This is a genomic window from Halomonas sp. TH-94 (assembly GCF_057473365.1).
The window spans coordinates 73061-99547 of the sequence record NZ_JBYCKL010000067.1 but is presented as its reverse complement, the minus strand read 5'-3'; the positions used below and the strand labels follow the sequence as shown (position 1 = coordinate 99547).

Genomic DNA, 26487 nt, shown 5'->3' with positions numbered 1-26487 from the left:
CGTGACGTTTGAGGCTCCCGGCTCGAAGCGGCATTGACAGCCTACCTACGCCGACTATTTTGCGAGTGTGGCCAGACAATTCTCTGTACGAGTACCGGCGACATGGAATCCCCTTATGGGGAAGTGAAACAGGCAATACATGGAGGTGGCGAATGAACGATACCCCTAGCCGCACGAGCTCAGATTCCGATCCTGACAATGGCAGCGGCCGGCCCGGCATCGATCGCGACGACCTGCGTCACCACGCAGAAGAAGCTCGCGATGAGCTGCGCGATGCAGCCAAACAGCAGGCCGAAAGCCTGTTAGATCGTCAGAAGGCCGCAGCGGCCGATCAGGCCGAGAAGGTCGCAGCGGTGCTGCACAAGACAGCCGATGAGTTCGAACGCCAGCAACAGCCCTATTTTTCCGGGTGCGTCAATGAATTGGCTCGGCGATCCGATGCCTTCTCTCGCACGTTGCGTGAACGGGACCTGGAAACCTTGTTGGAGAGCACCCGCCGGTACAGCCGTCAGCATCCGGCTCTCTTCCTTGGCGGAGCGATTGCTGCTGGCTTCATGCTCTCGCGCTTTCTGCGCAGCTCCCATGAAGTGGATGGTCAGCACCACTGACGTCTCGACGTCAGTGAAATGGAGGCGCTTGCGCTGAGCAGCGCTTTTGCCAGTAGCCAAGGAGGCGAACTCTCATGGAAGCGGAAAACAGAAGCCGAACCCAAGATTCCTCGATTGGATCTCTCTTCACGAGCCTTGCGCGGGAAGTGACCGCCTTGGTACGCAAGGAATCCGAGCTGGCCAAGGTGGAAATGAGCGAGAAGACCGGCCAGGCGCTAGGGGCCATTGCCTCGATAGCCATTGCCGGCGCTGTTCTCATGTGCGGTTTTCTTGTGCTGCTTGCTGCCGCGGTCTCTGGCCTCAATGTCGTTCTTCCTCCCGAGACCACGCCGTGGCTCTCCGCACTCATCGTCGGCGGAGTCGTCGTCCTGGTGGGGCTGATAATGCTTCAGGCGGGGCGCAATAAGCTGAAGCAGGAAAACCTGATGCCGACCCGCACCATGGCGAGCCTGCGGCGGGACAAGTCTCTGGCCCAGCAGCATGAAGAGGTGATCAAGGAGGAGATGAGATGAGCCAGGACGGAAGGCGACGTTCCGACGAGATCGAGAACGAGATCCACCAGGCGCGTGCGCGTCTGGACGATACTCTTCACCAAATCGAAGAGAGACTTTCTCCCGAGAGGCTTATGAACATGACTTACGACTATTTGCGTCAAGGCGGCGGTGAAAGGATTGCCACAAGCCTGGGCAGGACGATCAAGGAAAATCCGCTGCCCGTTCTGGTGACCGGTATCGGGCTAGGCTGGCTGGTTCTGGCTCAGCGCAACTCGCAGCACGATCGCTCCCACGAAACTCAGCCCCGTCATGCCGGCGGCTATCCAGGCTCCACCATACCCGATAGCGGTCGTGACGGTAGGCACGACAGTCTCAGTGGAGCGGGAACCACCACGCTGGGGCATGATCCGGCAGCCTTGGGAGCGACCACCAGACACGACTCAGATGCGAGCCACGGTGGCGGGATGACCAGCAAGGCGCAGCACATGGCCGAAGAGATGCGTGAGCGAGCCGAGCGCGTGGGCGGTCAGGTCAAGGAGCGCGTTCAGCACATGGGCGATCAGGTTCGCGATCGCGCTTCTCATTTCGGTGAGCAGAGGCATGCCGCGATGCACGCCGCATCGCAGCGGATGCATGAGGCCGGCAGCCAAACGAGTCACTTCGTCAAGGACCACCCCCTGGTGGCGGGTGCACTGGGCGTTGCCGTAGGGGCCGTGCTGGGCAGCCTGTTCGCCCCGACTCGGTTGGAAAACGAGTATCTTGGCGACCTTCGCGACCGTGCCCTCGACCGCGCCGAAGAGGCCGGGCATGAGCAGCTCGAACGTGCCGAGGAGAAGATTCACCAGAGCGCAGAGCGGATGAAAGAGGAGGCCCGCTCGGCCCAGCCCTCGAATGCCCCTCACTACGGTGAGAACGACACGAGCGAGGAGCGTTTCGCCAAGGCGGGGTCGTCGAAGGTCGGTACCGAGAGCGGTATGAAGAGCGACCAGAGCGAGGCGGCGAAGAAGGGCGGTTCCAGCGCTACGCCATCGACGCCATCTACGCCTTCCTCGCCATCTACGCCTTCCTCGCCATCGACGCCTTCCACCCCGTCGGGCAGTGGTACAACACCCAGCAAGGGCAGTTGAACCGAAGCCCATGCAGGATGAATCGCTGCGCCGCGCCCACCGGGCCGGCGCAGCGTTTTCTCACTCGGCGATTTCGGCGTTGTGATAGACGTTCTGCACGTCGTCCAGGTCGTTCAGCGTATCGATCAGCTTTTCGAACATCGCCACATCGTCACCCTCGAGCTGTGTCACGGTCTGGGGGACGAACTGAATTTCGTCGACTTCGAACTCGATCCCACTGAAGGCATCCAGCAGCGCCTGTTTGGCCTTGGCATATTCGGTATGCGGTGCGAAGACGGTAATGCGGCCCTCTTCGTTCTCGATGTCGGTGACATCGACATCGGCTTCCATCAGTGCTTCCAGCGCGGCTTCCTCGTCGCTACCGGCAAAAGCGAGGATGGCGCAATGATCGAACATGTGGCTGACGCTGCCCGGGGTACCGAGCTTGCTCTTGGCCTTGTTGAAGCAGCCGCGTACGTCACCGAAGGTGCGGTTGGGGTTGTCGGTGAGGCAGTCGACGATAACCATGCAATTGCCCGGACCGAAACCCTCATAGCGGGCCGGAGAGTAATCCTCACCGCCGACACCGCTGGCCTTGTCCAGCGCCTTCTCGATGACGTGGCCGGGTACCTGGTCCTTCTTGGCGCGCTCCATCAGGCCGCGCAGCGTCAGATTGCCGTTGGGGTCGGTGCCGCCCTGCTTGGCGCAGACGTAGATCTCACGCCCGTACTTGCTGTACACCTTGGTCTTGGCGGCGGCCGTCTTGGCCATGGATTCCTTGCGGTTCTGAAAGGCCCTGCCCATAAACGTTGTCCTGTCGAATCGGATACGAGGCTGGATTCTACGAAACCGTCCCGGCAGGGAACAGCCCTATTTCAACCCGACAGGTGCTGTCGTGATACGGATCATGTCTACACTGACAGCTGACACGTCTCATCGGCGGAGGCATCGCCATGGATCAGCATCAATACCGCCATGCCTTGTCGGCACAGCTCGCCACCAGCGAACTGGCCTTCCCCGACGCTGAATTCGATACTCGCCTGGCGCGGGTGCGGGCTGCCATGGGCCAGGCGGATCTCGACGCCCTGCTGCTGACCGACCCGGCCGATATCTACTACCTGACCGGCTACAACACGTTCGAAGTGTCGGTACATGTCTGTCTTGTCTGCTCGTCCGAGCGGCTGGTACTGCAGGTGCCCTCCATCGAAACCGGTCCGGCGGTGGTCACTGCCCGTGTCGATGAACTCCTGGGTTATCGCTGGGAGGGCATTGGCGAGGTGATCGAGCCACTGACCGAAACCCTGGCCCCGTTTCGTGCCATCGGACTGGATCTATACGGTCCAGGGCTTCGTCACGGCATCATACGGGAGCTCCAGGCGCGCCTGGGCGTCGAGCGCTTTCGTGACGACGGAGGCGAGCTGCTCGACAGCGTCAGAATCGTCAAGAGCGAGGCGGAACTCGGCTGTTTGCGCGAGAGTGCCCGGATCACCTCGCTGGGGCTCAAGGCGGCGTCGCGGATCGTTGCCGCCGGTATGGCTGACAGCGATGTGGCCGCCGAAGGCGCGCGTGCCATGCTGGCCGCAGGCAGTGAGTTCATGAGCATGCAGCCCATCGTCACCGTTGGGCGGCGTATCAGTGTCATTCACCTCAATCATCAGCGTCATCGTATCGCTCCCGACGATCCCGTATTTCTCGAATTCGGGGCAGCCTACCGCCGCTATACCGCACCGATGATGAAGACGGTCGTGGCGGGCAGGGCAAGCCGTGAAATGCTGGTGATGAGAGATGTCTGTCGTGACCTCTACGAGACGCTGATCGCGCAGATGCGGCCCGGGAGCACCTTCGATGACGCGGCGCGGGCAGCGCAAGCGGTTCTCGAGCCGCATGCCGAGCGGGTGTTCTTCTCGGGGGTCTTCGGTTATGCCGTGGGCGCTCAGTTCCCGCCCAGCTGGGTCGAGGGCAGCGGGTACATCGCCCGCGGCCAGCAGCGCCTTTTCGAGGCAGATATGGTCTTCCATTTGCCGCTATGTCTTCGCTTTCCAGGGCAGTGGGGAATCGGCATCAGCGATACCGTGAGGGTAACGCCGGAAGGTGGCGAGCCGCTGACGGACAACGACTGGCAGCTGCACGAGAGCCTGGCGCTCTGAGCGGCCGTGCCATCACTCCTGGGGAAGGCTTGGCGTCACGGGCTCGCCGTCCAGCTCGCTGGCACGACGATACGCAGGGCGGCTGCTGACACGGGCCCAGTAGTCGGCGAAGGCGGGGCAGGGCCCCAGGCCGCCGTATTTCAAGCCCCAGCCGATGTGAGCGCCGAGATAGACATCCGCTGCGGTGAACCGGGGGCCGGCAATGTACGCTTGACCGCTGATGGCAATTTCCAAGGTGTCCAATACGGCTTCGATGCTGCCGTAACCGACCCGGCCCTGTTGCTCGACGTTGGGCTCCATGCCCAGGTCGCGGTCCGTCATGGCCGCTTCGAGCGGACCGGCGGCAAAGAACAGCCAGCGATAGTAGGCGCCGCGTTGGGCCAATGGCGGCGCCAGCCCGGCGGCGGGGAACGCATCGGCCAGGTAGGCGCAGATGGCGGCACATTCCGTCACGACCGAGTTGCCATGGCGAATGGCAGGTACCTTGCCCATCGGGTTGACGGCAAGAAACTCCGGCGACTTCATGTCAGGACCGAATTCGACGATTTCCGTTTGGTAGGGCGCGCCGATCTCCTCGAGCATCCAGCGGGCGATACGGCCGCGCGAAGCGGGGTTCGTGTAAAGAACTAGCGAATCGGTCATGGCGGATCCCTCCAGGCGTGCATAGCACACGATAGCAGGTCCCGTCCTTAACGTAACTGCACTGTTAAACGATGATTCAATCGGGGTCGAGCAAACGTGCTCCCGCTCCCTCCGTGGCCAGCGTGTCATCAGGGTTGCGCAGCGGGCACTCCCCCATCGAGAGGCAACCGCAACCGATGCAGTGGTCGAGCTGGTCGCGCAGGTGAGTGAGCCGGTCGATCCGCTCGTCCAACGCCTGGCGCCAGCTTGCCGAGAGCCGCTGCCAGTCGGCGGCGGTCGGGGCGTGGTATTCCGGCAGGGTATCGAACGCGGTCCTTATTTCGGCCAGGGTGATGCCGGTGCGCTGGGCGACCTTGATGATCGCCACGCGGCGTAGCACATCTCGGGTGAAGCGGCGCTGATTGCCGGCGTTGCGGCGACTTCTTATCAGCCCCTTGGCCTCGTAGAAATGGATGGCGGAAATCGCCAGTCCGCTGCGCCTGGCGACGTCTCCGACGCTGAGATCGGTTGCCGGCACCTTCCGTTTGGTGGCTGGATTTCGTGGCGGCGCCTTCAATGTGTCGCCGGTGATGGGACCATTCATGCAGCAGTGCCTCGTCAGGTCTTATTAAACTCAACTCGATATATTAAAAGCGCTGATGCACGGCATCATGAAGATTGATTGTGCACCCGCAGGAAATGCTCGTATCGTTTCCAGTTCATTTTTGGACGCACGACGCTCTTGACCTCAATTTAAGTTTAGGTTTTAGCCTGTTCCCTGTCAGCTGATTCATAGAGCTTAACGAAGTTTTAAACAGACCGTTCTTAAGTTTTCTTGACGATGGAGATGTCATGTTTCGCTACTTCGAGGCGCTGGTGAACCCCTACCCTGCGGGGCAGACCGGTACGCCACCCAAGGGATTGTTCGCGTTCATCCTTCACTTCTCGCGTCCGGTACTGCCGCTGCTGGTGGCCATGTCGCTGGTCACGGCGCTGGTTTCGGCCGCCGAGGTAGTCTTCTTCGGCTACATGGGGGAGCTGGTGGACTGGCTTGCCAATGCCGAACGCGAAGGCTTTTTCGCCGAATATGGCTGGCGCCTGGCGGGCATGGCGGCGCTTGTCGTCGTGGGGCTGCCCCTGCTGGTGCTGCTGCAGTCGCTGCTCTCCCACCAGGGAATTTTCGGTAACTACCCGATGCTCGGTCGCTGGCTGGCGCACCGCCACATGCTGAGCCAGAGCCTGGCCTTCTATCAGGATGAGTTCGCCGGCCGGGTGTCACAGAAGGTGATGCAGACGGCCCTGGCGATCCGCGAGACGGTGACCAAGCTGGTCGGCCTGTTGGTCTACGTGCTGGTCTACTTCGTCGGCGCCATGCTGCTGATGGGCAGCGCCGAGCCATGGCTGATGCTTCCGCTGGTGGCATGGATGGCGGGCTACGTCGGCATCATGTGGGTCTTCGTGCCACGGCTGCGGCGCGTCTCCATGGATCAGGCCGATGCCCGTGCGCGCATGACCGGCCGCATCGTCGACAGCTACAGCAATATCCAGACCATCAAACTGTTTGCCGATACTCGCCGCGAGCAGGCCTATGCTCGCGACGCCATGGAGCAGTTCATGGTCACGGTTCACCGCCAGATGCGCCTGGCCACGCTGCTCTCGGTGTGCCTGACGGTGATCAACTCCTTCCTTCTGGCCAGCGTAGCCGCCATTGCCATTGGCGCCTGGTACTTCCAGGCCATCTCGCTTGGCGCCATCGCCGTGGCGATTGCCTTGGTGATGCGCATTCGCTTCATGTCGGACTGGATCCTGTGGGAAGTGGCGGGGCTGTTCGAGAACATCGGCACGGTACAGGACGGCATCAATACCATCGCCCGGGAGCCTACGATCAAGGACCTGCCCGGCGCGGCCATGCTGCACGTCCCCCACGGCGAGATCCGTTTCGATGCTCTGCGCTTCGGTTACTCACGCCCCGACGGCGACGACAGCCGTGTATTCGACGGCATGAGCCTGACCGTGGCGCCGGGTGAGAAGATCGGACTGATCGGTCGTTCCGGCGCCGGCAAGTCGACCCTGGCCAACCTGCTATTGCGCTTCTACGACCTGGAGGGAGGACGCATCCTGATCGACGATCAGGACATCGCCGAGGTCACCCAGGAGTCGCTTCGCCGCAAGATCGGCATGGTCACACAGGACACCTCGCTGCTACACCGCTCGGTGCGCGACAACATCCGCTACGGTAGCCCTGACGCAACCGATGAGCAGGTACTGGAAGCCGTGCAACGGGCCCATGCCGAATTCATTTTCGATCTGGTCGACCACAAGGGCCGACGCGGCCTCGATGCCCATGTCGGCGAGCGTGGCGTCAAGCTTTCCGGCGGCCAGCGTCAACGCATCGCCATCGCCCGGGTGCTGCTCAAGAATGCGCCGATCCTGGTGCTCGATGAGGCGACATCGGCGCTCGACTCCGAGGTCGAAGCGGCCATACAGGAGCAGCTCGACACGCTGATGGTGGGCAAGACGGTCATCGCCATCGCTCACCGCCTGTCGACCATTGCCATGCTCGATCGACTGATAGTGATCGACGAGGGGCATATCGTCGAGAGCGGTACCCACAGTGAGCTGCTCGCCCGCGATGGCCTCTACGCTTCGCTGTGGCGTCGACAGTCGGGTGGCTTCCTGGGGCTCGATACGGAGGAAGAGCGGCGGGAACAGCGACGGGATAGATCGCTTGGCGTGGAATCTTGATGTGAGCACAACCAGAGGCAAGGAGGGGAGGTCATGAAAGGTGTCGAGCGGGAAATCATCAATCCGCGTGGGTTGCCGAATACATTGCAGTACGGCTTCAGTCAGGCCGTGATGGTGAAGGGTGGATACCGGGTGCATCTCTCGGGGCAGGTGGGCGTCGATGCCCACGAGTGCCTGGTAGGACCGGATCTGGAGGGCCAGACCTTCGCCGCTCTGGACAATATAGAAGCCATACTCGCCACGTTGGGCGGAGACCTGTCACACGTGGTGATGCTGCGGATCTATATCGCCGAACCCGCCCGCTACGATCAGGAAGGGGTGGTGCAAGCGCTGCGTTCGCGCTTTCCCCACTCCCCTCCCGCGTCTTCGTGGGTGATCGTCAGCGGTCTGTCCGAGCCTGAGTGGTTGGTCGAGATCGAGGCCGAGGCGGTACTGCCGGACTGAGCCTAGGCCAGCGCCCGCTCTGGCTCGACTCGCGGGGTATCGGCCGCTGGCTGCCAGAGGTCGCCTGCAGGCTCCATCGCGAGACGCATGCGTTCGACCACGAAATCGACGAAGGTGCGCACCTTGGGCGAGACCAGGCTGCCGCCGGGAAAGACGGCATGCAAATCGACCACGGGGCCTTCCCAACCTTCGAGGATACGCCGAGGGCGCTGGGAGTCGGGGCACATGCAGGTGATGAATTCATTGGCGAGCATGATGCCCTGGCCGTCCTCGAGCATGCCGCGCAGGGCGAAAGGATCGTTGGCGATGGCAACGGGGTCGACTTCCACCTCTACGGTTTGCTGGCTCTCATTGTGGTGCAGCTGCCAGAGATAGCGCTGGCCGCGCTGCTCCGTGGCCTTGGCCAGCACCGGGTGAGAGGCAAGCTCCGCCGGCTCGCGGGGCTCTCCATGCCGAGCCAGGTAGGCATCGCTGGCATAAACGTATGAATGAAAGCGGGCCAGGGGGCGTGCCACCAGGCTGGAGTCGGGCAGAGGGCCGACCCGTAGTGCGACGTCGATCTGATTGGCGACCAGATCCAGGCGCTCGTTGGAGAGCACCAGCTCGATGCGTACCTGGGGGTGCAGCTGACGAAAGTCCCGCACCAACATCGAGGTGAACTCGGTGCACAGGGTGAATGGAGCGGTGACCCTGAGCCAGCCGCGTGGGCTCTCCTCGAGATGATGAACCGCCTTTTCCGCCTCGCCCAGGTCATGGGCGATGCGATTGCAGTAGTCGAAATAAATGGAGCCGGCTTCGGTGAGGCTCAGATGGCGGGTAGTGCGGTTGAGCAGCCGCGCGCCCAGGCGTCGCTCCAGGTCCTGTACCTTGCGACTGACCGTCGTCTTGCCAAGACGAAGTTGCTTGGCGGCGGCGCTGAAACTGCCCTGTTCCACGACTTTGGCGAAGATCAGGGCATCGTTGAGATCTTGCAGCATGATTATTGTCCTGTGCCGTGCACTCAGCGTCGAGGGAGAACACTGTTTCCTGAAAAATACTGCGAGAGGGCAAGAACGGTTGCACGGAGACTGTCCCGCCAATGGGACAGTATTTCCCTGTCGACCCGACTAATCAAGTGCCCGGTAACTCTATAAAGTGGCGTTTTGCGAAGTTGGTCGTCGATTAATCACGTCGCCAAACGACATTAATAACGTTAAGGATAAATAGCCGACGTATAACGGATGGCTAACTTCGTGTTGGTTAAAGGGAGAGGGAATAGTATGAACGTCCACAAGATGTTCGAGAGTCGCGGGCGTCGGCAAACGCTCATGGTTATCGCCATGATTGCCGGGCTCATCGTTCTGACGGGGTGCGAGAGCCAGGCCGATACTCAGGCTGGCGCTGAACAGGGTCCACCGCCGCCACAGGTCAGCGTGGCCCAGGTGCTGGTCGAGGACGTCGAGCTATGGGATGCCTTCACCGGCCGTATCGAGGCGGTGGAGACGGTCGACCTGCGCCCACGGGTTTCCGGCTATATCGAGAGCGTCAACTACACCGAGGGGCAGGAAGTGGAACAGGGTGCCGTGCTGTTTTCCATCGACCCGCGACCCTACCGGGCGGAGCTCGAGCGGGCCGAGGCCGAGCTGCAGCGAGCCCGCGCCCGTGCCGAACTGGCACGCAGCGAAGCCGCTCGGGCCGAGGCGTTGGCCCAGAGCCGCTCGATCTCGCGTGAGGAGCTGGACCAGCGGCGCTCTGCCGCGGCCACCGCCGAAGCCGATATCCTCGCCGCCCAGGCCAGCGCCGAGTCGGCCCGGCTGAACATGGCGTTTACCGAAGTGCGGGCGCCCATCGCCGGACGTGCGGGCAGGGCGATGGTGACACAGGGCAACCTCGTTTCCGAGGCCACGCCGTTGACCCGCATCGTCTCTCTGGACCGGGTCCATGTGCACTTCCATAGCGACGAGCGGGCCTACCTGCATTACGACGCCATGGCGCGCAATGGCAGCCAGGCGAGCTTTCGCGATGGCGGCATACCGGTGCGGGTGGGCTTGACCGATGACGAGGACTACCCTTACCGCGGCGAGGTCGACTTCGTCGACAACCAGCTCGATGCCGAGACCGGCACCATCCTGACCCGCGCCGTGCTCGACAACAGCGAACGCCGCTTTGCCCCCGGCATGTACGCGCGCGTGCAGCTGCTGGCCGGCAGCGCCGAGAATACCCTGCTGATCGACGACAAGGCGGTGCTGACCGATCAGGACCGCAAATATGTCTATGTGGTCGACGGCGAGGGACGGGCGATGCGTCGTGACGTGCAGCTCGGGCGCATGATCGAGGGTCTGCGGCTGGTGACGGCCGGACTCGAGCCGACGGACCAGGTGGTGGTGAGCGGTGCCCAGCGGATCTTCTTCCCCGGCATGCCGGTGGCGGCGGAGAGCGTGGACATGCGCGGACAAGGCGCAGCTGCCGGTGAATACGCTGCCATGCGCTGAGCCTTCACGACTCCAGCAATAACCATAATCCCCTGAACGAGATCCACGGGGCGGGCGTCTGCGCCTGCCCCGGGAGGGAGTCTTGTCATGAATTTCGCCAAGTTCTTCGTCGACCGACCGATCTTTGCCGCGGTGCTGTCGATCCTGATCTTCATTGCCGGTGCCATCTCCATCCCGCTGCTGCCGGTCAGTGAATATCCCGATGTGGTACCACCTACCGTGCAGGTACGCGCCATCTATCCCGGCGCCAACCCCAGCGAGATCGCCGACACGGTGGCCACGCCGCTGGAAGAGGCGATCACCGGGGTCGAGAATCTGATGTACATGAAGTCGGTGGCCGGCTCCGATGGCGTATTGGCCATGACGCTGACCTTCCGTCCCGGCACCGACCCCGACGAGGCTCAGGTGCAGGTGCAGAACCGGGTCAGCCAGGCGCTGGCGCGACTGCCCGAGGCGGTGCGCCGCCAGGGTGTGACCACCGACAAGCAGTCGCCCGACCTGACCATGGTGCCGCAGCTGATCTCGCCCGACGGCCGCTACGACAGCACCTACCTGCGCAACTACGCGGCGCTACACGTACGCGACGAGCTGGCACGGCTCGAGGGGGTGGGTCAGGCGATGCTGTTCGGCGCCGGCGACTACGCCATGCGGGTATGGATCGACCCTGATCGCGCCGCCGCCCGCGGGCTTACTGCCGGCGACATCGTCGCCGCGATACGCGAGCAGAACGTGCAGGTATCGGCCGGCCAGCTCGGTGCGCCGCCGACACCCGCCTCATCGGATTTCCTCATCTCCATCAACGCCCAGGGGCGCCTGACCACCGAAGAGGAGTTCGGCGACATCGTGGTCAGGGCCGGCAGTGGCGGCCAGGTCACCTACCTCTCCGATGTGGCACGCATCGAGCTCGGCGCCGCCGAGTATTCGCTGCGCGCCCTGCTCGACAATCAGCAGGCGGTGGCCATCGGTATCTTCCAGGCGCCCGGCTCCAATGCCATTGCGCTCTCCGATGCGGTACGCGACAAGATGGAAGAGCTCTCGCAACGTTTTCCTGAGGGGGTGGAGTACACCATCGTCTACGATCCCACGGTCTTCGTACGCGATTCGATCAAGTCGGTGATCAAGACCCTGCTCGAGGCGGTGCTGCTGGTGGTGCTGGTGGTCACGCTGTTCCTGCAGACCTGGCGCGCCTCGGTGATCCCGCTGCTGGCGGTGCCGGTATCGATCGTCGGCACCTTCGCCGTGCTCCACCTGCTCGGCTTCTCGATCAATACGTTGACCCTGTTCGGCCTGGTGCTGGCCATCGGCATCGTGGTCGACGATGCCATCGTGGTGGTGGAGAACGTCGAGCGCAACATCGAGGAGGGGCTGGCCCCGCTGGCGGCGGCCCACCAGGCCATGCGCGAGGTGAGCGGGCCGATCATCGCCATCTCGGTGGTGCTGTGCGCGGTGTTCGTGCCGATGGCTTTCCTCGAGGGTGTCACCGGCCAGTTTTATCGCCAGTTCGCGGTGACCATCGCCATCTCCACGGTGATCTCGGCGATCAACTCGCTGACGTTGTCGCCGGCGCTGGCCGCGCTGTTGCTCAAGCCCCACGATGCGCCCAAGGATCGCCTGTCGCGACTGATCGATTTCCTGTTCGGCTGGCTGTTCCGCCCCTTCAACCGCTTCTTCAATGCCAGCTCCAAGGGCTATCAGGGTGGTGTGGCGCGCAGCCTGCGCCGGCGAGGTGCGGTATTTGCCGTCTATGCGCTGCTACTTGCGGGTACCGGCGTGATGTTCCAGATGGTGCCGGGCGGTTTCATTCCCACCCAGGACAAGATGTACCTGATCGGCGGGGCCAAGCTGCCCGAAGGCGCCTCCCTAGACCGCACCGAGGCGGTGATCCGGCGCATGACCGAGCTGGCGCTGGAAACCGAGGGCGTGACCTCGGCGGTGGCCTTCCCCGGGCTCAACCCGCTGCAGTTCACCAACACGCCCAATACCGGCACGGTGTTCTTCGGACTCGACCCGTTCGAGGTTCGCTCGCGCAGTGCGGACGATATCGTCGCCGAGCTCAACGGCAAGCTCGGTACCATGCAGGAGGCGTTCAGCTTCGCCTTCACCCCGCCGGCCATCCTCGGCATCGGCTCGGGTTCGGGTTTCTCGCTGTTCATTCAGGACCGTGCGGGCCTCGGCTACGGTGAGCTGCAGCAGGCGGTGGACGGGTTCAGCGGTGCGCTGATGCAGGCGCCGGGCATGGGCTACCCCATCACCTCTTATCAGTCCAACGTGCCGCAGCTCGACCTGTACGTCGACCGGGTCAAGGCCAAGACCCAGGGGGTGGTGCTGACCGACCTGTTCGAAACCCTGCAGGTCTATCTCGGCTCCGTTTACGTCAACGACTTCAACCGCTTCGGCCGTACCTGGCAGGTCATGGCCCAGGCCGACGGCGACTACCGCATGGACGTGGAGAACATCGAGCGTCTGCGTACCCGCAACGTGCATGGCGAGATGGTACCCATCGGCAGCATGATTCGCGTCGACCGTACCTTCGGCCCCGACCCGGTGATTCGCTACAACGGCTATCCGGCGGCGGACCTGATGGGCGAGGCCAACCCTCAGGTGCTGTCGTCGAGCCAGGCCATCCAGGTGGTCGAACAGTTGGCCTCGTCAGTGCTGCCGGCGGGCATGGCCTTCGAGTGGACCGACCTGAGCTACCAGCAGGTCAACCAGGGTGGGGCGGCACTGATCGTCTTTCCGCTGGCCATCCTGCTGGTGTTCCTGGCGCTGGCCGCGCTCTATGAGAGCTGGACGCTACCGCTGGCGGTGATCCTGATCGTACCGATGTGCATGCTCTCGGCGCTGATCGGGGTGAAGCTCACCGGCGGCGACAACAACATCTTCGTTCAGGTGGGGCTGGTGGTATTGATCGGCCTGGCATGCAAGAACGCCATCCTGATCGTCGAATTCGCCCGCGAGCTGGAGATGCAGGGGCGCGGCATCGTCGAGGCGGCCCTGGAAGCCTGCCGCCTGCGCCTGCGTCCGATCATCATGACCTCGATCACCTTCACCGCGGCGGTGGTGCCGTTGATGCTGGCCGGCGGTGCCGGCGCCGAGGTGCGCCAGGCCCTGGGCACGGCGGTGTTCGCCGGCATGCTCGGCGTGACCCTGTTCGGCCTGTTCCTGACCCCGGTGTTCTACGTCGCCCTGCGCAAGCTGGTCTCGCGCGGGCAGGGCGAACCCGGCGACGCACAGCCTATGGAGAGTGCCTATCATGCCTGATCTGGCCAAACGTAAGAGAGCCATGCGTAATCTGATGCCGTTGCCGCTCGCCCTGGTGCTGGCCGCCTGTGCGGTGGGGCCCGACTACCGTGCACCGGTACTGGCCGAGCCTGCCGCCCTGGCACGTGCCGATTCGGAACTCGTCACTCCTGAAGCTATCGAGCGCGACTTCTGGCGCAGCTTCGACGATGCGCTGCTGAGCGAGCTGGTCGAGGAGGCCTTCGACGCCAACCACGACCTGCGCATCGCCCTGGCGCGCCACGACCGCAGCCTGGCACTGCTGCGCCAGTCGCGTCGCGACCTGGCCCCCAGCGTCACCGCCCAGGCTGGCGCTGCCCATCAGCGCGCCAGCGCCGACCAGATGCCGCAGGCGACGCGCTCCCAGCGTGACTTCGAGAGCTATGACGCCGGCGTCGCCGCGCTGTGGGAGCTCGATTTCTTCGGCCGCGTGCGGCGCGCCGTGGAGGCCCAGCAGGCCGAAGCGGAGGCCTCGGCCGCCGATGTGCGCGCGATGCAGGTGGTGGTGGTCGGCGAGCTGGTCGACCAATACGTGCGCCTGCGCGGCTTGCAGGAGCAGCTGCGCGTGGCCCGGGCCAATGCCGACAACCAGCGCGAGTCGCTGGCGCTGGTCGACGCGCGGCTGGAGGCGGGGCGCGGTACCGAGTTCGACAGCGTGCGCGCCCGGGCGCAGCTGGAGAGCACGCTCTCGCGTATCCCGGCGCTCGAAGGCGAGATAGCCGCCGTCACCCATCGCCTGGCAGTGCTGACCGGTCGCGAGCCCGGTGCATTGATCGCCCGGCTGGAAGCATCGGCGCCGCTGCCGGCGCTGCACGAGCGGGTGGCGGTGGGACTGCCCGGCGAACTGCTGCGTCGCCGCCCGGATATCGCCGCGGCGGAGCGGCGCCTGCATGCCGCCACGGCCAGCATTGGCGTGGCCACCGCCGATCTCTACCCGCGTTTCACACTGAGCGGGTTGCTCGGCACCCAGGGCGCCAGCACCGGCGATCTTTTCGGCCGCGACAGCGAAACGCGGCTGGTGGCGCTGGGCGTCGATTGGTCGTTTCTCGACAGCGGCCGAGTCAGGGCGCGTATGGCAGCCGCCGATGCCGACGCGGAGGCCAACCTGGCGCGCTACGAGCAGACCGTGCTGCTGGCACTGGAAGAGGCCGAGACGGCGCTCGCCCGCTATGCCCAGTCGCTGCGCGAGCGAGAGCACCTGGAGGCGGCTGCCGCGGCCAGCACCGAGGCAGCTCGCCAGGCGCGGGTACGCTTCGAGGTCGGCGTGGTCGACTTCCTCGAAGTGATCGATGCCGAGCGTTCGCGGCTGGAGGCCGAGGATGGCCTGGCCCGGAGCAACGTGCGCGCCGCCACCGCCCTGGTGGGGCTCTATCGGGCGCTGGCCGGTGGCTGGGAGGAGCGCATGGACGCGCCGCGGCAGGCGAGGGGGGAACCTGGCTTGGCGTCCACCTAGCCGGACACCGTCCGCAGCGCCACGACGCGCAGGCAGGGTGGCCCTGCCTGCCAACCGGCCCACTCTGTGGCATCGCCCCTCCGGTAAGCACTTGCTGACCCGGCTCAGCCGATAGGGCGATGCCGCCGCCTTTTTCTGCTATGCTGCTCACCTTCCTTTCAGACGAAGCCCAGCCTTGGCTCGTGCCTTCGCATTCACCCTCGCTTGCTTGCCGTTTAGGCACCGCTCAATTATTTGCAGGTCCATTCAGTGTCCGAATCTCCCAACGACGAGGCCTTTGCCTCGCTGCCGCTGTCACCAGAGCTGCTGGTCAATCTCGATTCGCTCGGCTATTACGCCATGACGCCAATTCAGGCCAAGAGCCTGCCGCCGATGCTGGCGAGCCGTGACGTGATCGCCCAGGCCAAGACCGGCTCAGGCAAGACCGCAGCCTTCGGCCTGGGGGTGTTGTCGCATCTCGTCGTTTCGCGTTTTCAGGTTCAGGCGCTGGTGCTCTGTCCCACCCGCGAGCTGGCCGATCAGGTGGCCGGCGAGATTCGACGACTGGCGCGCAGCCTGCCCAACGTCAAGGTGCTGACCCTGTGCGGCGGAGCCCCGTTCGGCCCCCAGCTCTCCTCGCTGGCCCATGGGGCGCATGTGGTGGTGGGGACCCCCGGTCGGGTGGAGGAGCACTTGCGCAAGGGCTCGCTCGATCTCACCAATCTCGAAACCCTGGTGCTGGACGAAGCCGACCGTATGCTCGACATGGGCTTCCAGGCCACCATGGAGGCGATCGTTGCCAAGGCGCCGAAAAGCCGTCAGACCCTGCTGTTCAGCGCTACCTTCAGCGACGAGATCCGTTGCATCGCCGAAGGGCTGATGCGTGACCCGGCCGAAGTGGCGGTGGCCGAGACTCATGACGAGAGCTCCATACGCCAGCGGGTCTACCGTGTGGCGGACGAAGCGGAGCGTTTTTCGGCGCTGCGCGGTCTGCTGCTGCAGCATCGGCCACGTTCCAGCGTGGTGTTCTGCAACACCCGGCGCGAGACCCAGGAGGTTGCCGACGCCCTCGACGAAGCGGGCTTCAGCGCTCTGGCGCTGCATGGCGACCTGGAGCAGCGTGACCGCGACCGCATTCTGGTACTGTTTGCCAACCACAGCGTCTCCATTCTGGTGGCCACCGACGTGGCGGCACGCGGGCTGGATATCGAAGCGCTGGATGCGGTATTCAACTACCAGATAGCCCGTGATCTCGAAGTGCATGTGCATCGCGTCGGGCGTACCGGTCGTGCCGGCAGTTCCGGCATAGCCTGCACCCTGATCACCGAGCGGGAGGCCTATCGCCTCGAACGGCTGGTCGAGTTCCTCGGCGAGCCGCTCGAGGAAGCGCCGCTGCCGCCGCACAGCGTGCTGGCGCGGGAGCCCTTCCTGCCGGAAATGGCCACGCTGCAGCTAGACGGCGGCAAGAAGCAGAAAGTGCGCCCCGGCGATATCCTCGGGGCGCTTACCGGCGAGGGTGGCATCGAGGGCGCCCAGGTGGGCAAGATCAAGGTGCTGGAGCGCAGCGCCTATGTGGCCGTGCAGCGCGAGGTCGCCAAGGCGGCGCTCGCCCAGCTTGGTACGGGTAAGCTAAAGGGGCGCTCGTTTCGCGCCCGGCGTGTCAGCCACTGATAGCTGGCGGACGGGCCGCGGAGGGTTGCTGAGACAGAAGAGGGGGAAAGGTGAAGGTACCCAAGCGATTGCAGCCGCTGATCGACGACGGCTTGATTGATGAAGTCGAGAGCCAACTGATGAGCGGCAAGGAAGCTCAGGTCTATGTAGTGCGTTCCCATGGGGAACGCCGCTGCGCCAAGGTCTTCAAGGAAGCGAAGCAGCGCAGCTTCAAGCAGGCGGTGCAGTACCAGGAGGGACGCCGCGAGCGCAACAGTCGTCGCTCGCGGGCCATGGCCAAGAAGACCCGCTACGGCCAGAAGGAGCAGGAGCAGGCCTGGCTCAACGCCGAGGTCGATGCCCTCTACCGGTTGGCGGCGGCGGATGTGCGGGTGCCCCAGCCCTTCGGCTTCATCGACGGTGTGCTGCTGATGGAGATGATCAGCGATGCCGAAGGCCTGACGGCGCCACGTCTGGACGACGTGAGCCTCAGCGCCGAGCAGGCCCGAGACTACTACGCCAAGATCATTCGCGACGTGGTCAAGATGCTGTGTGCGGGCCTGGTACACGGCGACCTGTCCGAGTTCAACGTGCTGCTGGCCGCCGACGGTCCGGTGATCATCGACCTGCCCCAGGCAGTGGACGCCGCAGGCAACAACAGCGCCGAGATGATGTTCGAACGCGACGTGGACAACATGCGCCGCTATTTCGGCCGCTTTGCCCCCGACCTGTTGAACACCGACTACGGTAAGGAGATCTGGGCGCTCTACGAAGCTGGGGAGCTGCATCCCGAGAGCCAGCTGACGGGTTGCTTCGAGCATGACACCAGCCTGGTCGATGTCGAAGATCTGCTGGCCGTCATCGAAGACGCTCGGGAGGAAGAGGCCGAGCGGGTCCGAAGCGAGCAAGAGCAAGATGAAGAGGAGCGATAAATCGCTCGCCTCCTCGTTATGGTTCTCATAGCGAAGCTTGATTAGGCTTGTGGAGTGACCCATGGTTAAGTGCCGTCGCAGAACGGCAAGGGAACCTCATGAACAACGCCAACGACTATGAGCAGGCGCGGTTGTACGCGCTGCGCCAGCTCAACCTGCTGGATACGCCGCCCAGCGAGAGCTTCGATCGTATTACGCGCATGGCCAGCAAATTCTTCGGCATGCCCGTCGCGGCGGTATCGCTGACCGATGCCGATCGCCAGTGGTTCAAGTCGCGTGTCGGGGTCGATCACTGGGAGATCCCGCGCTTCAAGGCCTGCTGCGGCGAGGTGGCGGACACCTCCCAGGTGCTGGTCGTGGAAGACTTGCTGAATTCCGATTTCTACCGCGACAGCGAGCTGGCCGAGTCGGGCATCCGTTTCTATGCCGGCGCGCCTCTGCAGACGCAGGATGGCTATACCCTGGGTGCCATGTGCGTGCTGGATACCCGGCCGCGCGAGATGACCGCCGAGGAGGTTGCGCTGCTGCAGGACATGGCCGCCATGGTCATGGCGCAGATCGAACTGCAGCACGCCTTCGGTCGGATCGACCCGCTCACCGGTCTGCCGAATCGCAGCCAGTTCGCCGAGGACCTCGATGACATGGCACGGGATGCGCCCGGTCATCAGCATTGCGCACTCTTTACCGAGGTGTTCGACATCTCTCAGGTGAGCACGCTGAACCGGGTCATGGGCCCCACCTATGTCGACGAGCTGGCTCGCATGGCGGGGCGCTGTCTGCAACAAGCCCTGGGAGAGGAGCGGCGTCTCTATTGCGTGGGTCCCTGTCAGTTCGTTCATCTGGTGGACGGCTGCAGTGACGGCGCACTTCTCGAAGGAGCGCTGGCGCTGCGCGAGGCGCTGCTCGCACTGCCGTTGATTAGTGAGGCGCCGGTTCTTGCCCATCCTGCCGTGGGGGCTACCCCGCTGCGACTGGGCAAGGATCTGGCCGCGGACGTGCTGCGTACCGCCCACAGCGCCTGTCAGGACGCGCGTCAGACCGAGGTGGGGGCAGGGATCTATTCCCAGGCGCTGGATGCGAGTCATCGGCGCCGTTTCCAACTGCTCTCCGACTTCCGCACCGCACTTAACGCCGCCGACCAACTGCGCCTGGTGTATCAGCCGCGCATCGAGCTGAGCACGAATAGCTGCCGTGGGGCAGAGGCTCTGCTGCGTTGGCGCCACCCGCAGCTCGGTGAGGTTTCGCCGGTCGAGTTCATCCCCCTGATCGAGAACACCCCGCTGGCACGGCCGCTGACGGCCTGGGTAGTGAAAACGGCCATCGCCCAGGCGCAAGCCTGGCACCGACAGGGCCTGGCCATTGGCGTGTCGCTCAACGTCTCAGCCTGTAATTTGGATGAAGACGATTTTGCCGAGCGACTCCTGGCACTGATGGAGCAAGCTGACCTACCCATCTCGGCCATCGAGCTCGAGCTGACGGAAACTGCCCTGTTCGGTCAAGGCCGCGCAGCCTGGCAGCAGCTCAACAGGCTGATCGAGGCAGGCATTCGTATCGCCATCGACGACTTCGGTACCGGCTACAGCAGCCTGGCCTATCTGCAGGACCTCCCCGCCCACATCGTCAAGATCGACCGCTCCTTCATCAAGGGGGTCGACGCCATACCGCGCAGCCGAACCTTGGTGGAATCGATGCTGAGCATGGCGCACAACCTGGGCTACCGCGTGGTGGCCGAGGGGGTGGAGACACAGCAGACCTACGACTATCTGGAGTCGCTGGGCTGCCACGAGGCGCAAGGCTACCTGATGTCTCGTCCCCTGGAGGGGGGCGACTTCGAGCGCTGGTTGGCGTCGAGCAATCGTTGATCGTGGCGAAGCGCCCGGCAGGCGAACTGCCGGGCGCTTCGCTCAGGCCGGCATCGGTGCCGGCAGGGACGCTTGTTGCCGCATGCCGGGCAGTCTATCGGCCGCACCCTGAAGCTGGAACTCGCCGATGGCTGCATTCAGCGAGCCGGCCACGGCAGTGAGCTGTTCGGCCAGACGGTGCGCTTCACCCAAGGAGTGTGCCGAATGATGCAGTGACGATTGCATCTCGCTGACGCTGGCCTCGAGATCTTCGATGCCTTGATGTTGCTGCGAGGTGGCGCTGTCGATATCGGCCAGGCGTGAGGCCACGTCGCGGAACGCATTCAGCATCTGCTGCATGGTGCCGTCCACCTCCTGAGTCTGCGCTACGCCATGGCGTACGCTCTCGTCGGTCTGGCGTACCCGTTCACGTATACGCCCGGCGGTCTCGCTGGTGCGGCTAGCCAGCGTGCGCACTTCACTGGCCACCACGGCAAAGCCGCGACCGTGTTCGCCGGCCCTTGCGGCTTCCACCGAGGCGTTGAGTGCCAGCAGGTTGGTCTGGAAGGTGATGTCGTCGATTTCACCCAGCAGGCCGGCAATGCTGCGGGCATGGGACTCGAGTACCTGCATGGCGGCATGCAGCGCCGTGGCCTTCTCGCTGCCTTGGCGTGCGGCGCCTTCGGCCTCGCCGGCCAGTTGCCTGACCTGGGTGGCCTGATCGACGCTCTCGCGGGTAGTTGCGGCCATTTCGGTGGCCGCCGACGAGACCCGCTCCACCTGGGCACTGTTGTGGCTGGCCTGACTGCGCACGTCGTCATGAGCGCTGAACAGGCCTTCGCTCAGCACGTCCACCTGGGTGGCCGCCGCGCTCGCCTTGTGCAGGGTATCGGCGAGCTTCTGCTGCATACGTGCCATCGCGGCGATGGCGGGGCGGCCGAGCTGGGCTCGAGTGAACACCGTATCGAGCCGGCCGCTACCTGCGCGCTCGGCGAATTCACACACGCTGAGACTGTCGTCCAACATACTGCGCAACTCTCGGGCCAGATAGCCCAGCACTACGACCTGGGCCACCACGGCACCGGCGTGCATCAACAGGCATTCGAAGAGGCCCGCCGCCTCGCCATGGCTGCCCAGGCTCTGGTAAAGCTGCACATGGCCAAGGTGCTGCAGCCAGGTGAAAAGCACGTGGTGCACGGCGATGACCAGTCCACCGAAGGCGATCACGCGCCAGTCGCTGTAAAGGATAAGCACGGCCAGCATGATGAAGATACTGAAGTGCGCCTCGATCATGCCGCCGCTCTGTTCGATCAAGACCATCGAGAGGCCCATGAACAGCGCCGCCTTGGTGAAGCCGTTGACGATATGGCCGGGCCATTTCCACTGCACCAGGGCGGCAAGGGGAAAGGCAGTGACGCCGAAAACGAGAGCGACCCACAGCGTACCCGTGGCCAACCCGACGCCCAGGCACAGCAGCAGGAAGGCGGATGCGGGAAACCACATGATCTGATCGGTTCGCTGATGATGACGCGAGATACTGATGGCGGGTTGGGACATGGGAACTCCAGGAACGGGAAGCTAGTCGTTAGCAAACTTTGTATCTTGTTTTTCTTATGTATAACGTCTGTACAAAGATTGTCCCTACTGATATCGGCCGGGGCTCAGTCAACTTTAATGGCTCAGCAGGTAAACATCTTGATACAGGAAGAGAGGCGATTTACCTGCCACACTGGCTCGGAACCCAACGGAACGAGTCGTATCCTGATGAGCTGCAAACCGAAGAGATACTCATCGATATCTGGCCAGGGTCGGTCGCTGGTCGTCATGCTGCTGCTGGCGTTGCTGCTTGCAGGTTGTCAGACTCAGCCGCAGGAGCCCCCCGACGAGGACAAGGCGGCCATCGACCGTATGCTGGTATTGATCGACGAACGGCTCGACGTGGCACCGGTGGTGGCGCAAGCCAAATGGAACAGTGGTGCTCCCATCGAGGCGCCGGAGCGTGAGGCGGAGATTCTCGACCAGGTGGGAGAGGATGCCGAAGCTGCCGGGGTCGATGTCGACTTCGCGCGACGCTTTTTCGACAAGCAGTTCGAAGCCAGCAAGCAGATCCAGCGGCGTCTGCACCATGAATGGCTTCAGGAGGGGCGCTCACCTTTTGCCGACCCGCCCGATCTCGCCGAGGAGGTACGTCCGGTGCTCGACCGCCTGACGTCGCAGCTCATCGAGTCGCTGGCCGACATGCAGCGTATTGCCGAAGTAGAGGGAGCAGGGCGCTACCTCGAACGGCGCGCAGCGGAGCTGATCCAGGACGACTTCGACGGCGAGCCGCGCGACGTGGCCATCGAGCCGCTCAGGGAGCGCTTCGCGCCCTGACGCAGGGGATGGCTCAAAGCGTCCATGCCGTGGGGTGTTCCGCCCTGAGCACGCCCTGGTCGTCCCAGTCGTTCCAGCCGGCGAAGGGTATGGGCGCCTCTTCGTCGAGGCCTTCCAGCCGCCTTGCCCAGGCTGCCTTCTCGGCTTCCAGTCGTTCACGGAAGGCAGCCTCATTCTGATAGCTCAGCCCACCGCCCTGCACTCCATAGGTGACCTGAGGTGGCAACACGCTGACGCCGAGGTAGTAGAGCGAGTAGTGAATCGGCCACAGTAGGGCCACGATATGGCCGCTTCTGCCGTGGCGGGTGAAGGTCGGGGCCGGCGCGCCGGTGGTCACCGAGAGCATCGCCCTCTTCTCGGGAAAACGCCCGCGGTCGTAGCGCATCCGGCCGGAGTACAGCCCACCGTAGACGAACACCCGATCGAACCAGCCCTTGAGCATGGCCGGCTGGGCATGCCACCAAAGCGGGAACTGCAGGACCACCAGGTCGGCACGTTTCAGCCGCTCCACCTCGCGCTGCACGTCGGCTGGCAGGGCGCTGTCCTCGTAGGCGTGGCGCTGCTCGGTGAGAGGAAAGAAGATATCGGATTCGGCCCGCTCGGCGTAGTGAGCCGGCCCCTCCAGCGGATCGAAGCCTTCGGCATAGAGATCCGAGACTTCGACGCTGTAGCCCTGCTGCTTTAGGGTCATGACGGCAACATCCTTCAAGGCGCCGTTGAAGGAGCGCGGCTCGGGGTGGCAGAACACGATCAGGGCATGCCTTTCGGATCTATACATTCCAGGGCTCCGGTGCGTTGGCTACGAAAACATGCCTAAAGGCTATGCTGTGCTCTGACGAACTGAAATTCCCCAAAGATGACAATGAAGCTTGCATGAATGAACAGGTTTTGCACTGGGACGATCTGCGCGTGGTCCAGGCCATTGCCAAGGCCGGCTCGCTTGCCGGCGCTGGTCGGCGGCTTGGCGCCAGTCATGCAACGGTATTTCGGCGGCTGAACGCCATCGAAAGCCGCCTGGGCGTGGCGTTGTTCGAACGCTCGCGCTCGGGCTATGCGCCGACCGCGGCAGGTGAGGAGCTGGCCGCCGTGGCCGGGCGGGTCGAAGCTGAGGTGGTGGCCGCCGAGCGGCGTTTGGCAGGGCGTGACCTACGTCTCTCCGGCACCCTGCGCGTGACCACCACCGATACGCTGCTCGTGGGCTTGCTGTCGCCGATCTTTGCCGCTTTCCAGCGCGCGCATTCCGATATCGTGCTCGAGGTGGCGGTTTCCAACCAGCTGTTCAACCTATCCCAGCGCGACGCCGACGTGGCGGTGCGGCCCACACCCACGCCACCCGAACATCTGGTGGGGCGGCGAGTCGGCTCCATCGCTCAGGCCGTATATGCCCGTTCCGACGCTCCTGAGGCCTGGGTCGGCCCCGACCGTCACCTGGGCTATGCCGCGCTCGACGCCTGGATGACCACGAACGGAGCGAACGAGCGCTGCCGTTACCGCGTCGACACCATGCTCGGCATGCTGGCCGCCACCCGCGATGGGTTGGGCCGTGCCGTGCTGCCCTGCTACCTGGCCGACGTCGAGCCGGCGCTCGTGCGACTCGGCGAACCGATCCCCGAACTCGCCACCGACCTGTGGCTGCTGACCCACCCCGACCTGCGTCGGGTGGCGCGCATTCGTGCCTTCATGGCCTTCCTTGCCGAGGCGTTGACGTCCTGTGAACCCAGCCTGGCGGGCCAGGCAGCGCGGTATCCTCACTCGGGCAGCGCATAGGCCATGACGCTGTCGCCCAGGCTGGTTTCGGCCTGATGGGCGCCGCCGGCGGCGATCACCACGTACTGACGCCCCTCGTGCATGTAGGTCATCGGTGTCGCCTGGCCGCCTGCCGGCAGGCGCGCCTCCCACAGCATATTGCCGCTGGTGTTGTCGAAGCCGCGAATATAGTCGTCCATCGTGGCGCCGATGAAGGTCATACCGCCAGCGGTGGTGATCGGCCCGCCGCTGGTGGGCGCGCCCACGGTCATTTTCAGCCGTGCGGGAATGCCCCAGGGGCCCTGATCGAAGCTGGTGCCGATCGGGCGTGACCAGACCAGTTCGCCGGTGGCGATATCGGTAGCGCTGAGAAAGCCCCAGGGCGGCGCAGCGCAGGGCATGTCCAGCGGCGAGAGCCAGGCGCCGCGCTGTGCCGCTACCGGGGCGCCGAGCATGGGCTGGGCTTCCTGGTCGATATAGCTGGCATCCTCTTCGCCGATGGGGGCGATGTTGTCCATTTCGTCGGCTTCCTCGCGCGGGTAGAGCACCACGCGTGACGGCATGCGGTTGTTGTTGACGATCATCAGGCCACTTTCGAGATCGAAGGCGGCGCTGCCCCAGTTGATGCCGCCGAGAATTCCCGGGAACTGCAGCATGCCTCCCGGATGGTCGAGGGTCGGCGGAGTGAACATGCCCTCGTAGCGCATGCGCTCGTACTGAATACGGCAGTAGAGATGATCGACAGGGGTGGCACCCCAGGTGTGGGCGCCGCTGAAGTGCTCGACCTCCTGGCCGGGTATCGAGCCGAAGTTGGGCATGCCCGGCGAGAAGCGCTGCACCTCGGCCGTCCAGTCGCCCTCGATGGCGCCCTGGGGCGCCGGGCGCTCCTCGATGGGCAGCAGGGGCTCACCGGTCTCCCGGTCGAAGACGAATACCTGGCCGTACTTGGTCGCCTGAACCACGGCGGGGCGCGGTCCGTCGTCGGTGGGAAAGTCGATCAGCGCGGGCTGGGCGCCGAGGTCGTAGTCCCACAGGTCGTGCAGCACCGTGGTGAACTTCCAGCGCACTTCGCCGCTGTCGGCCTCCACCGCTACCAGCGTGGAGGTGAACTCATCCTCCTCGGGGCGGCGGTCGCCGCCGTACTGGTCGTTGGTTGGGTTGCCGGTGGGTAGATAGACCAGTCCCAGCGCTTCGTCCGCAGAGATCGCCGTCCACACGTTGGGTGTGCCGCGGGGATAGACCTCGTCTTCCGGTGGCTGCTGGTCCGGGGTGGTCCATACCGAGTCCCAGGTCCACTGCCATTCGCCGGTGACGGCGTCATAGGCGCGTACGGCGCCGGAAGGCGCATCGCGGCGCTGGTTGTCGGTGACCTGATGGCCCACCACGACGATACCGTTCACTACGGTCGGCCCTGAGGTGTTGGAGAGCAGCCCCAGCGCCTGCGGGTCCATGCGGTCGTTGAGATCCACCGTGCCGTCGTCGCCGAAGCTGCGGCAGATCGATCCGTCCTCGGCGTCCAGTGCCATCAGGCGACCGTCCAGCGTGCCCAGCAGCAGGCGACGAGGGCACTCTTCCACCGGCTCGGGGGCCTCGAAGTAGGCCACTGCGCGGCAGGTGGTCGAGAAGACATGCTCCTGAGCCTCCACCGCCACTTCCGGGTCGAAGTGCCACTGCTGCTCGCCGGTGCCGGGGTCCAAGGCAAAGACTTGATTGCTCTGGGTGCAGACGTAAAGGCTATTGCCGATCTTCAGCGGGGTGTTCTGGAAGGCATAGGGCGCTGCATCGCTGGGCGGCTCATCGCCGGTATTGAACTCCCAGGCCACCTCCAACTGATCGGCGTTGTGCGGCGTGATCTGGTCGGCCGGCGAGAAGCGCTGGGCCAGGTTGGTGCCGCCGTAGGCAACCCAGTCCGTGTCATCCGGGGCACTTTGTTGACGGTTCTCCTCGGCGGCCAGCGTGGTGGGAGCATCGGGGCCGGAGTCGAAGATGAGCCACAGCACCGCCCCGGCGTAGCCGACGATGATCAGCACGCCGAGCAGCGGGCCGGCGTAGGGCAGGGGAGGCTGGTAATAGCCGCGACGGTACAACACGGGCAGCAGCAACAGGGCGACAGCCAGCAGGCCGGCCATCAGCCCGGTACGTGCCAACAAATCGATATGCCAGACCGGCATCCACCCCTTGATGGCAATTTCCCACAGCGACCAGAGAAAGGTGCCTGCCACGGTAGCGGCATAGACCCACACCCCCGCTGGCAAACCGAGCAAGAGCATGACGGCAGCAATCAGCGTGGCTATACCGGCCAGGAGAAAATAGATCGTGCCGCCGAGGTAGAGCAGGTAAGCACCACCCAGCGACATGGCTAGGCCGAGCAGCAGCAGAACATAGGCTAGAACGGTGACGGCCCAGCCGGCCACACCTCGTGAGGAATGCGCATCCATGGCAATACCTGTGGTCAGGGGCGAGTAGGTCGGCCCGATTGGGGGGCTCGCTTAAAGCTAGGCCACATCGAGGATGACCGCCATGAGTGCACGACGATGCTCCAGTCCCAGCCACCAGTCGAAACGGTGGCCGGGCTCCACCTGTTCGAGCGCCAGCTCG

General features: G+C 64.2%; 21 protein-coding genes. 14 read left to right on the top strand and 7 right to left on the bottom strand.

Features of this window, described 5'->3' with window-relative positions; translation table 11 throughout:
• The first annotated feature begins 152 nt into the window (after positions 1-152).
• The 3 genes from AC2VNO_RS13485 (at position 153) to AC2VNO_RS13475 (ending at position 2229) form a co-directional block, all read left to right on the top strand.
• On the top strand, positions 153-608 hold the full coding sequence (locus tag AC2VNO_RS13485) for a hypothetical protein (protein WP_486934601.1): 456 nt from the start codon (positions 153-155) through the stop codon (positions 606-608).
• Positions 609-682: 74 nt separating this feature from the next.
• Positions 683-1120 carry a phage holin family protein gene (locus tag AC2VNO_RS13480; protein ID WP_486934600.1) on the top strand — a complete coding sequence of 146 codons (438 nt, stop codon included), beginning with the start codon at positions 683-685 and terminating at the stop codon, positions 1118-1120.
• On the top strand, positions 1117-2229 hold the full coding sequence (locus tag AC2VNO_RS13475; protein ID WP_486934599.1) for a DUF3618 domain-containing protein: 1113 nt from the start codon (positions 1117-1119) through the stop codon (positions 2227-2229). Before AC2VNO_RS13480 ends, AC2VNO_RS13475 begins: the two co-directional genes overlap by 4 nt.
• Positions 2230-2289: 60 nt before the next feature.
• Here the strand turns inward: AC2VNO_RS13475 and AC2VNO_RS13470 are convergent, their stop codons facing one another.
• Positions 2290-3012: a YebC/PmpR family DNA-binding transcriptional regulator gene (locus tag AC2VNO_RS13470; RefSeq protein ID WP_486934598.1), complete on the bottom strand. Its 723-nt coding sequence runs from the start codon at positions 3010-3012 to the stop codon at positions 2290-2292.
• A 149-nt stretch (positions 3013-3161) separates the two neighbouring features.
• Here AC2VNO_RS13470 and AC2VNO_RS13465 point away from each other — a divergent pair, with 149 nt between their 5' ends.
• Positions 3162-4355 (top strand): M24 family metallopeptidase, encoded by a 1194-nt coding sequence (locus AC2VNO_RS13465; RefSeq protein ID WP_486934597.1) that lies wholly within the window; start codon positions 3162-3164, stop codon positions 4353-4355.
• Positions 4356-4367: 12 nt separating this feature from the next.
• On the opposite strand, the gene AC2VNO_RS13460 is transcribed toward AC2VNO_RS13465, so the two are convergent.
• Both AC2VNO_RS13460 and soxR read right to left on the bottom strand, forming a co-directional pair.
• Positions 4368-4997 (bottom strand): glutathione S-transferase family protein, encoded by a 630-nt coding sequence (locus tag AC2VNO_RS13460; protein WP_486934596.1) that lies wholly within the window; start codon positions 4995-4997, stop codon positions 4368-4370.
• Between the two features lie 76 nt (positions 4998-5073).
• Entirely contained in the window at positions 5074-5580 is a 507-nt protein-coding gene (soxR, locus tag AC2VNO_RS13455) for a redox-sensitive transcriptional activator SoxR (protein ID WP_486934595.1), read from the bottom strand.
• Between the two features lie 248 nt (positions 5581-5828).
• Between soxR and AC2VNO_RS13450 the strand changes: the two genes are divergently transcribed.
• The gene (locus AC2VNO_RS13450) at positions 5829-7721 is read left to right on the top strand and encodes an ABC transporter ATP-binding protein (RefSeq protein ID WP_486934594.1); all 1893 of its coding nucleotides are present in this window, start codon (positions 5829-5831) and stop codon (positions 7719-7721) included.
• A 33-nt stretch (positions 7722-7754) separates the two neighbouring features.
• Entirely contained in the window at positions 7755-8165 is a 411-nt protein-coding gene (locus AC2VNO_RS13445; protein WP_486934593.1) for a RidA family protein, read from the top strand.
• Between the two features lie 2 nt (positions 8166-8167).
• Here the strand turns inward: AC2VNO_RS13445 and AC2VNO_RS13440 are convergent, their stop codons facing one another.
• Entirely contained in the window at positions 8168-9142 is a 975-nt protein-coding gene (locus tag AC2VNO_RS13440) for a LysR family transcriptional regulator (protein ID WP_486934592.1), read from the bottom strand.
• Positions 9143-9424: 282 nt separating this feature from the next.
• Here AC2VNO_RS13440 and AC2VNO_RS13435 point away from each other — a divergent pair, with 282 nt between their 5' ends.
• From AC2VNO_RS13435 to AC2VNO_RS13410, 6 genes are all read left to right on the top strand, one after another.
• Complete coding sequence (locus tag AC2VNO_RS13435) at positions 9425-10636, top strand: efflux RND transporter periplasmic adaptor subunit (RefSeq protein ID WP_486934591.1); 1212 nt, start codon at positions 9425-9427, stop codon at positions 10634-10636.
• A gap of 87 nt (positions 10637-10723) precedes the next feature.
• Positions 10724-13897 (top strand): efflux RND transporter permease subunit, encoded by a 3174-nt coding sequence (locus AC2VNO_RS13430; RefSeq protein ID WP_486934590.1) that lies wholly within the window; start codon positions 10724-10726, stop codon positions 13895-13897.
• A 22-nt stretch (positions 13898-13919) separates the two neighbouring features.
• The gene (locus AC2VNO_RS13425) at positions 13920-15368 is read left to right on the top strand and encodes an efflux transporter outer membrane subunit (RefSeq protein WP_486934589.1); all 1449 of its coding nucleotides are present in this window, start codon (positions 13920-13922) and stop codon (positions 15366-15368) included.
• 249 nt (positions 15369-15617) lie between these two features.
• Positions 15618-17018, top strand: coding sequence for an ATP-dependent RNA helicase DbpA (dbpA, locus tag AC2VNO_RS13420; RefSeq protein ID WP_486934588.1), 1401 nt, complete (start codon positions 15618-15620; stop codon positions 17016-17018).
• Between the two features lie 50 nt (positions 17019-17068).
• Positions 17069-17929, top strand: a complete 861-nt coding sequence (locus AC2VNO_RS13415; protein ID WP_486934587.1) for a PA4780 family RIO1-like protein kinase — start codon at positions 17069-17071, stop codon at positions 17927-17929.
• Positions 17930-18027: 98 nt separating this feature from the next.
• On the top strand, positions 18028-19791 hold the full coding sequence (locus tag AC2VNO_RS13410; protein ID WP_486934586.1) for a sensor domain-containing phosphodiesterase: 1764 nt from the start codon (positions 18028-18030) through the stop codon (positions 19789-19791).
• 42 nt (positions 19792-19833) lie between these two features.
• On the opposite strand, the gene AC2VNO_RS13405 is transcribed toward AC2VNO_RS13410, so the two are convergent.
• Positions 19834-21327, bottom strand: a complete 1494-nt coding sequence (locus tag AC2VNO_RS13405; RefSeq protein WP_486934585.1) for a methyl-accepting chemotaxis protein — start codon at positions 21325-21327, stop codon at positions 19834-19836.
• Between the two features lie 207 nt (positions 21328-21534).
• Between AC2VNO_RS13405 and aroQ the strand changes: the two genes are divergently transcribed.
• Positions 21535-22143: a gamma subclass chorismate mutase AroQ gene (aroQ, locus tag AC2VNO_RS13400; protein ID WP_486934584.1), complete on the top strand. Its 609-nt coding sequence runs from the start codon at positions 21535-21537 to the stop codon at positions 22141-22143.
• Between the two features lie 13 nt (positions 22144-22156).
• Here the strand turns inward: aroQ and AC2VNO_RS13395 are convergent, their stop codons facing one another.
• Complete coding sequence (locus AC2VNO_RS13395; protein WP_486934583.1) at positions 22157-22921, bottom strand: NAD(P)H-dependent oxidoreductase; 765 nt, start codon at positions 22919-22921, stop codon at positions 22157-22159.
• Positions 22922-23016: 95 nt separating this feature from the next.
• Between AC2VNO_RS13395 and AC2VNO_RS13390 the strand changes: the two genes are divergently transcribed.
• Complete coding sequence (locus AC2VNO_RS13390) at positions 23017-23910, top strand: LysR family transcriptional regulator (protein WP_486934582.1); 894 nt, start codon at positions 23017-23019, stop codon at positions 23908-23910.
• On the opposite strand, the gene AC2VNO_RS13385 is transcribed toward AC2VNO_RS13390, so the two are convergent.
• A complete protein-coding gene (locus AC2VNO_RS13385) occupies positions 23892-26327 on the bottom strand; it encodes a membrane-bound PQQ-dependent dehydrogenase, glucose/quinate/shikimate family (RefSeq protein ID WP_486934581.1) in 2436 nt (811 codons plus the stop codon). The two genes, AC2VNO_RS13390 and AC2VNO_RS13385, sit on opposite strands and share 19 nt — an antisense overlap.
• Positions 26328-26487 lie beyond the last annotated feature (160 nt).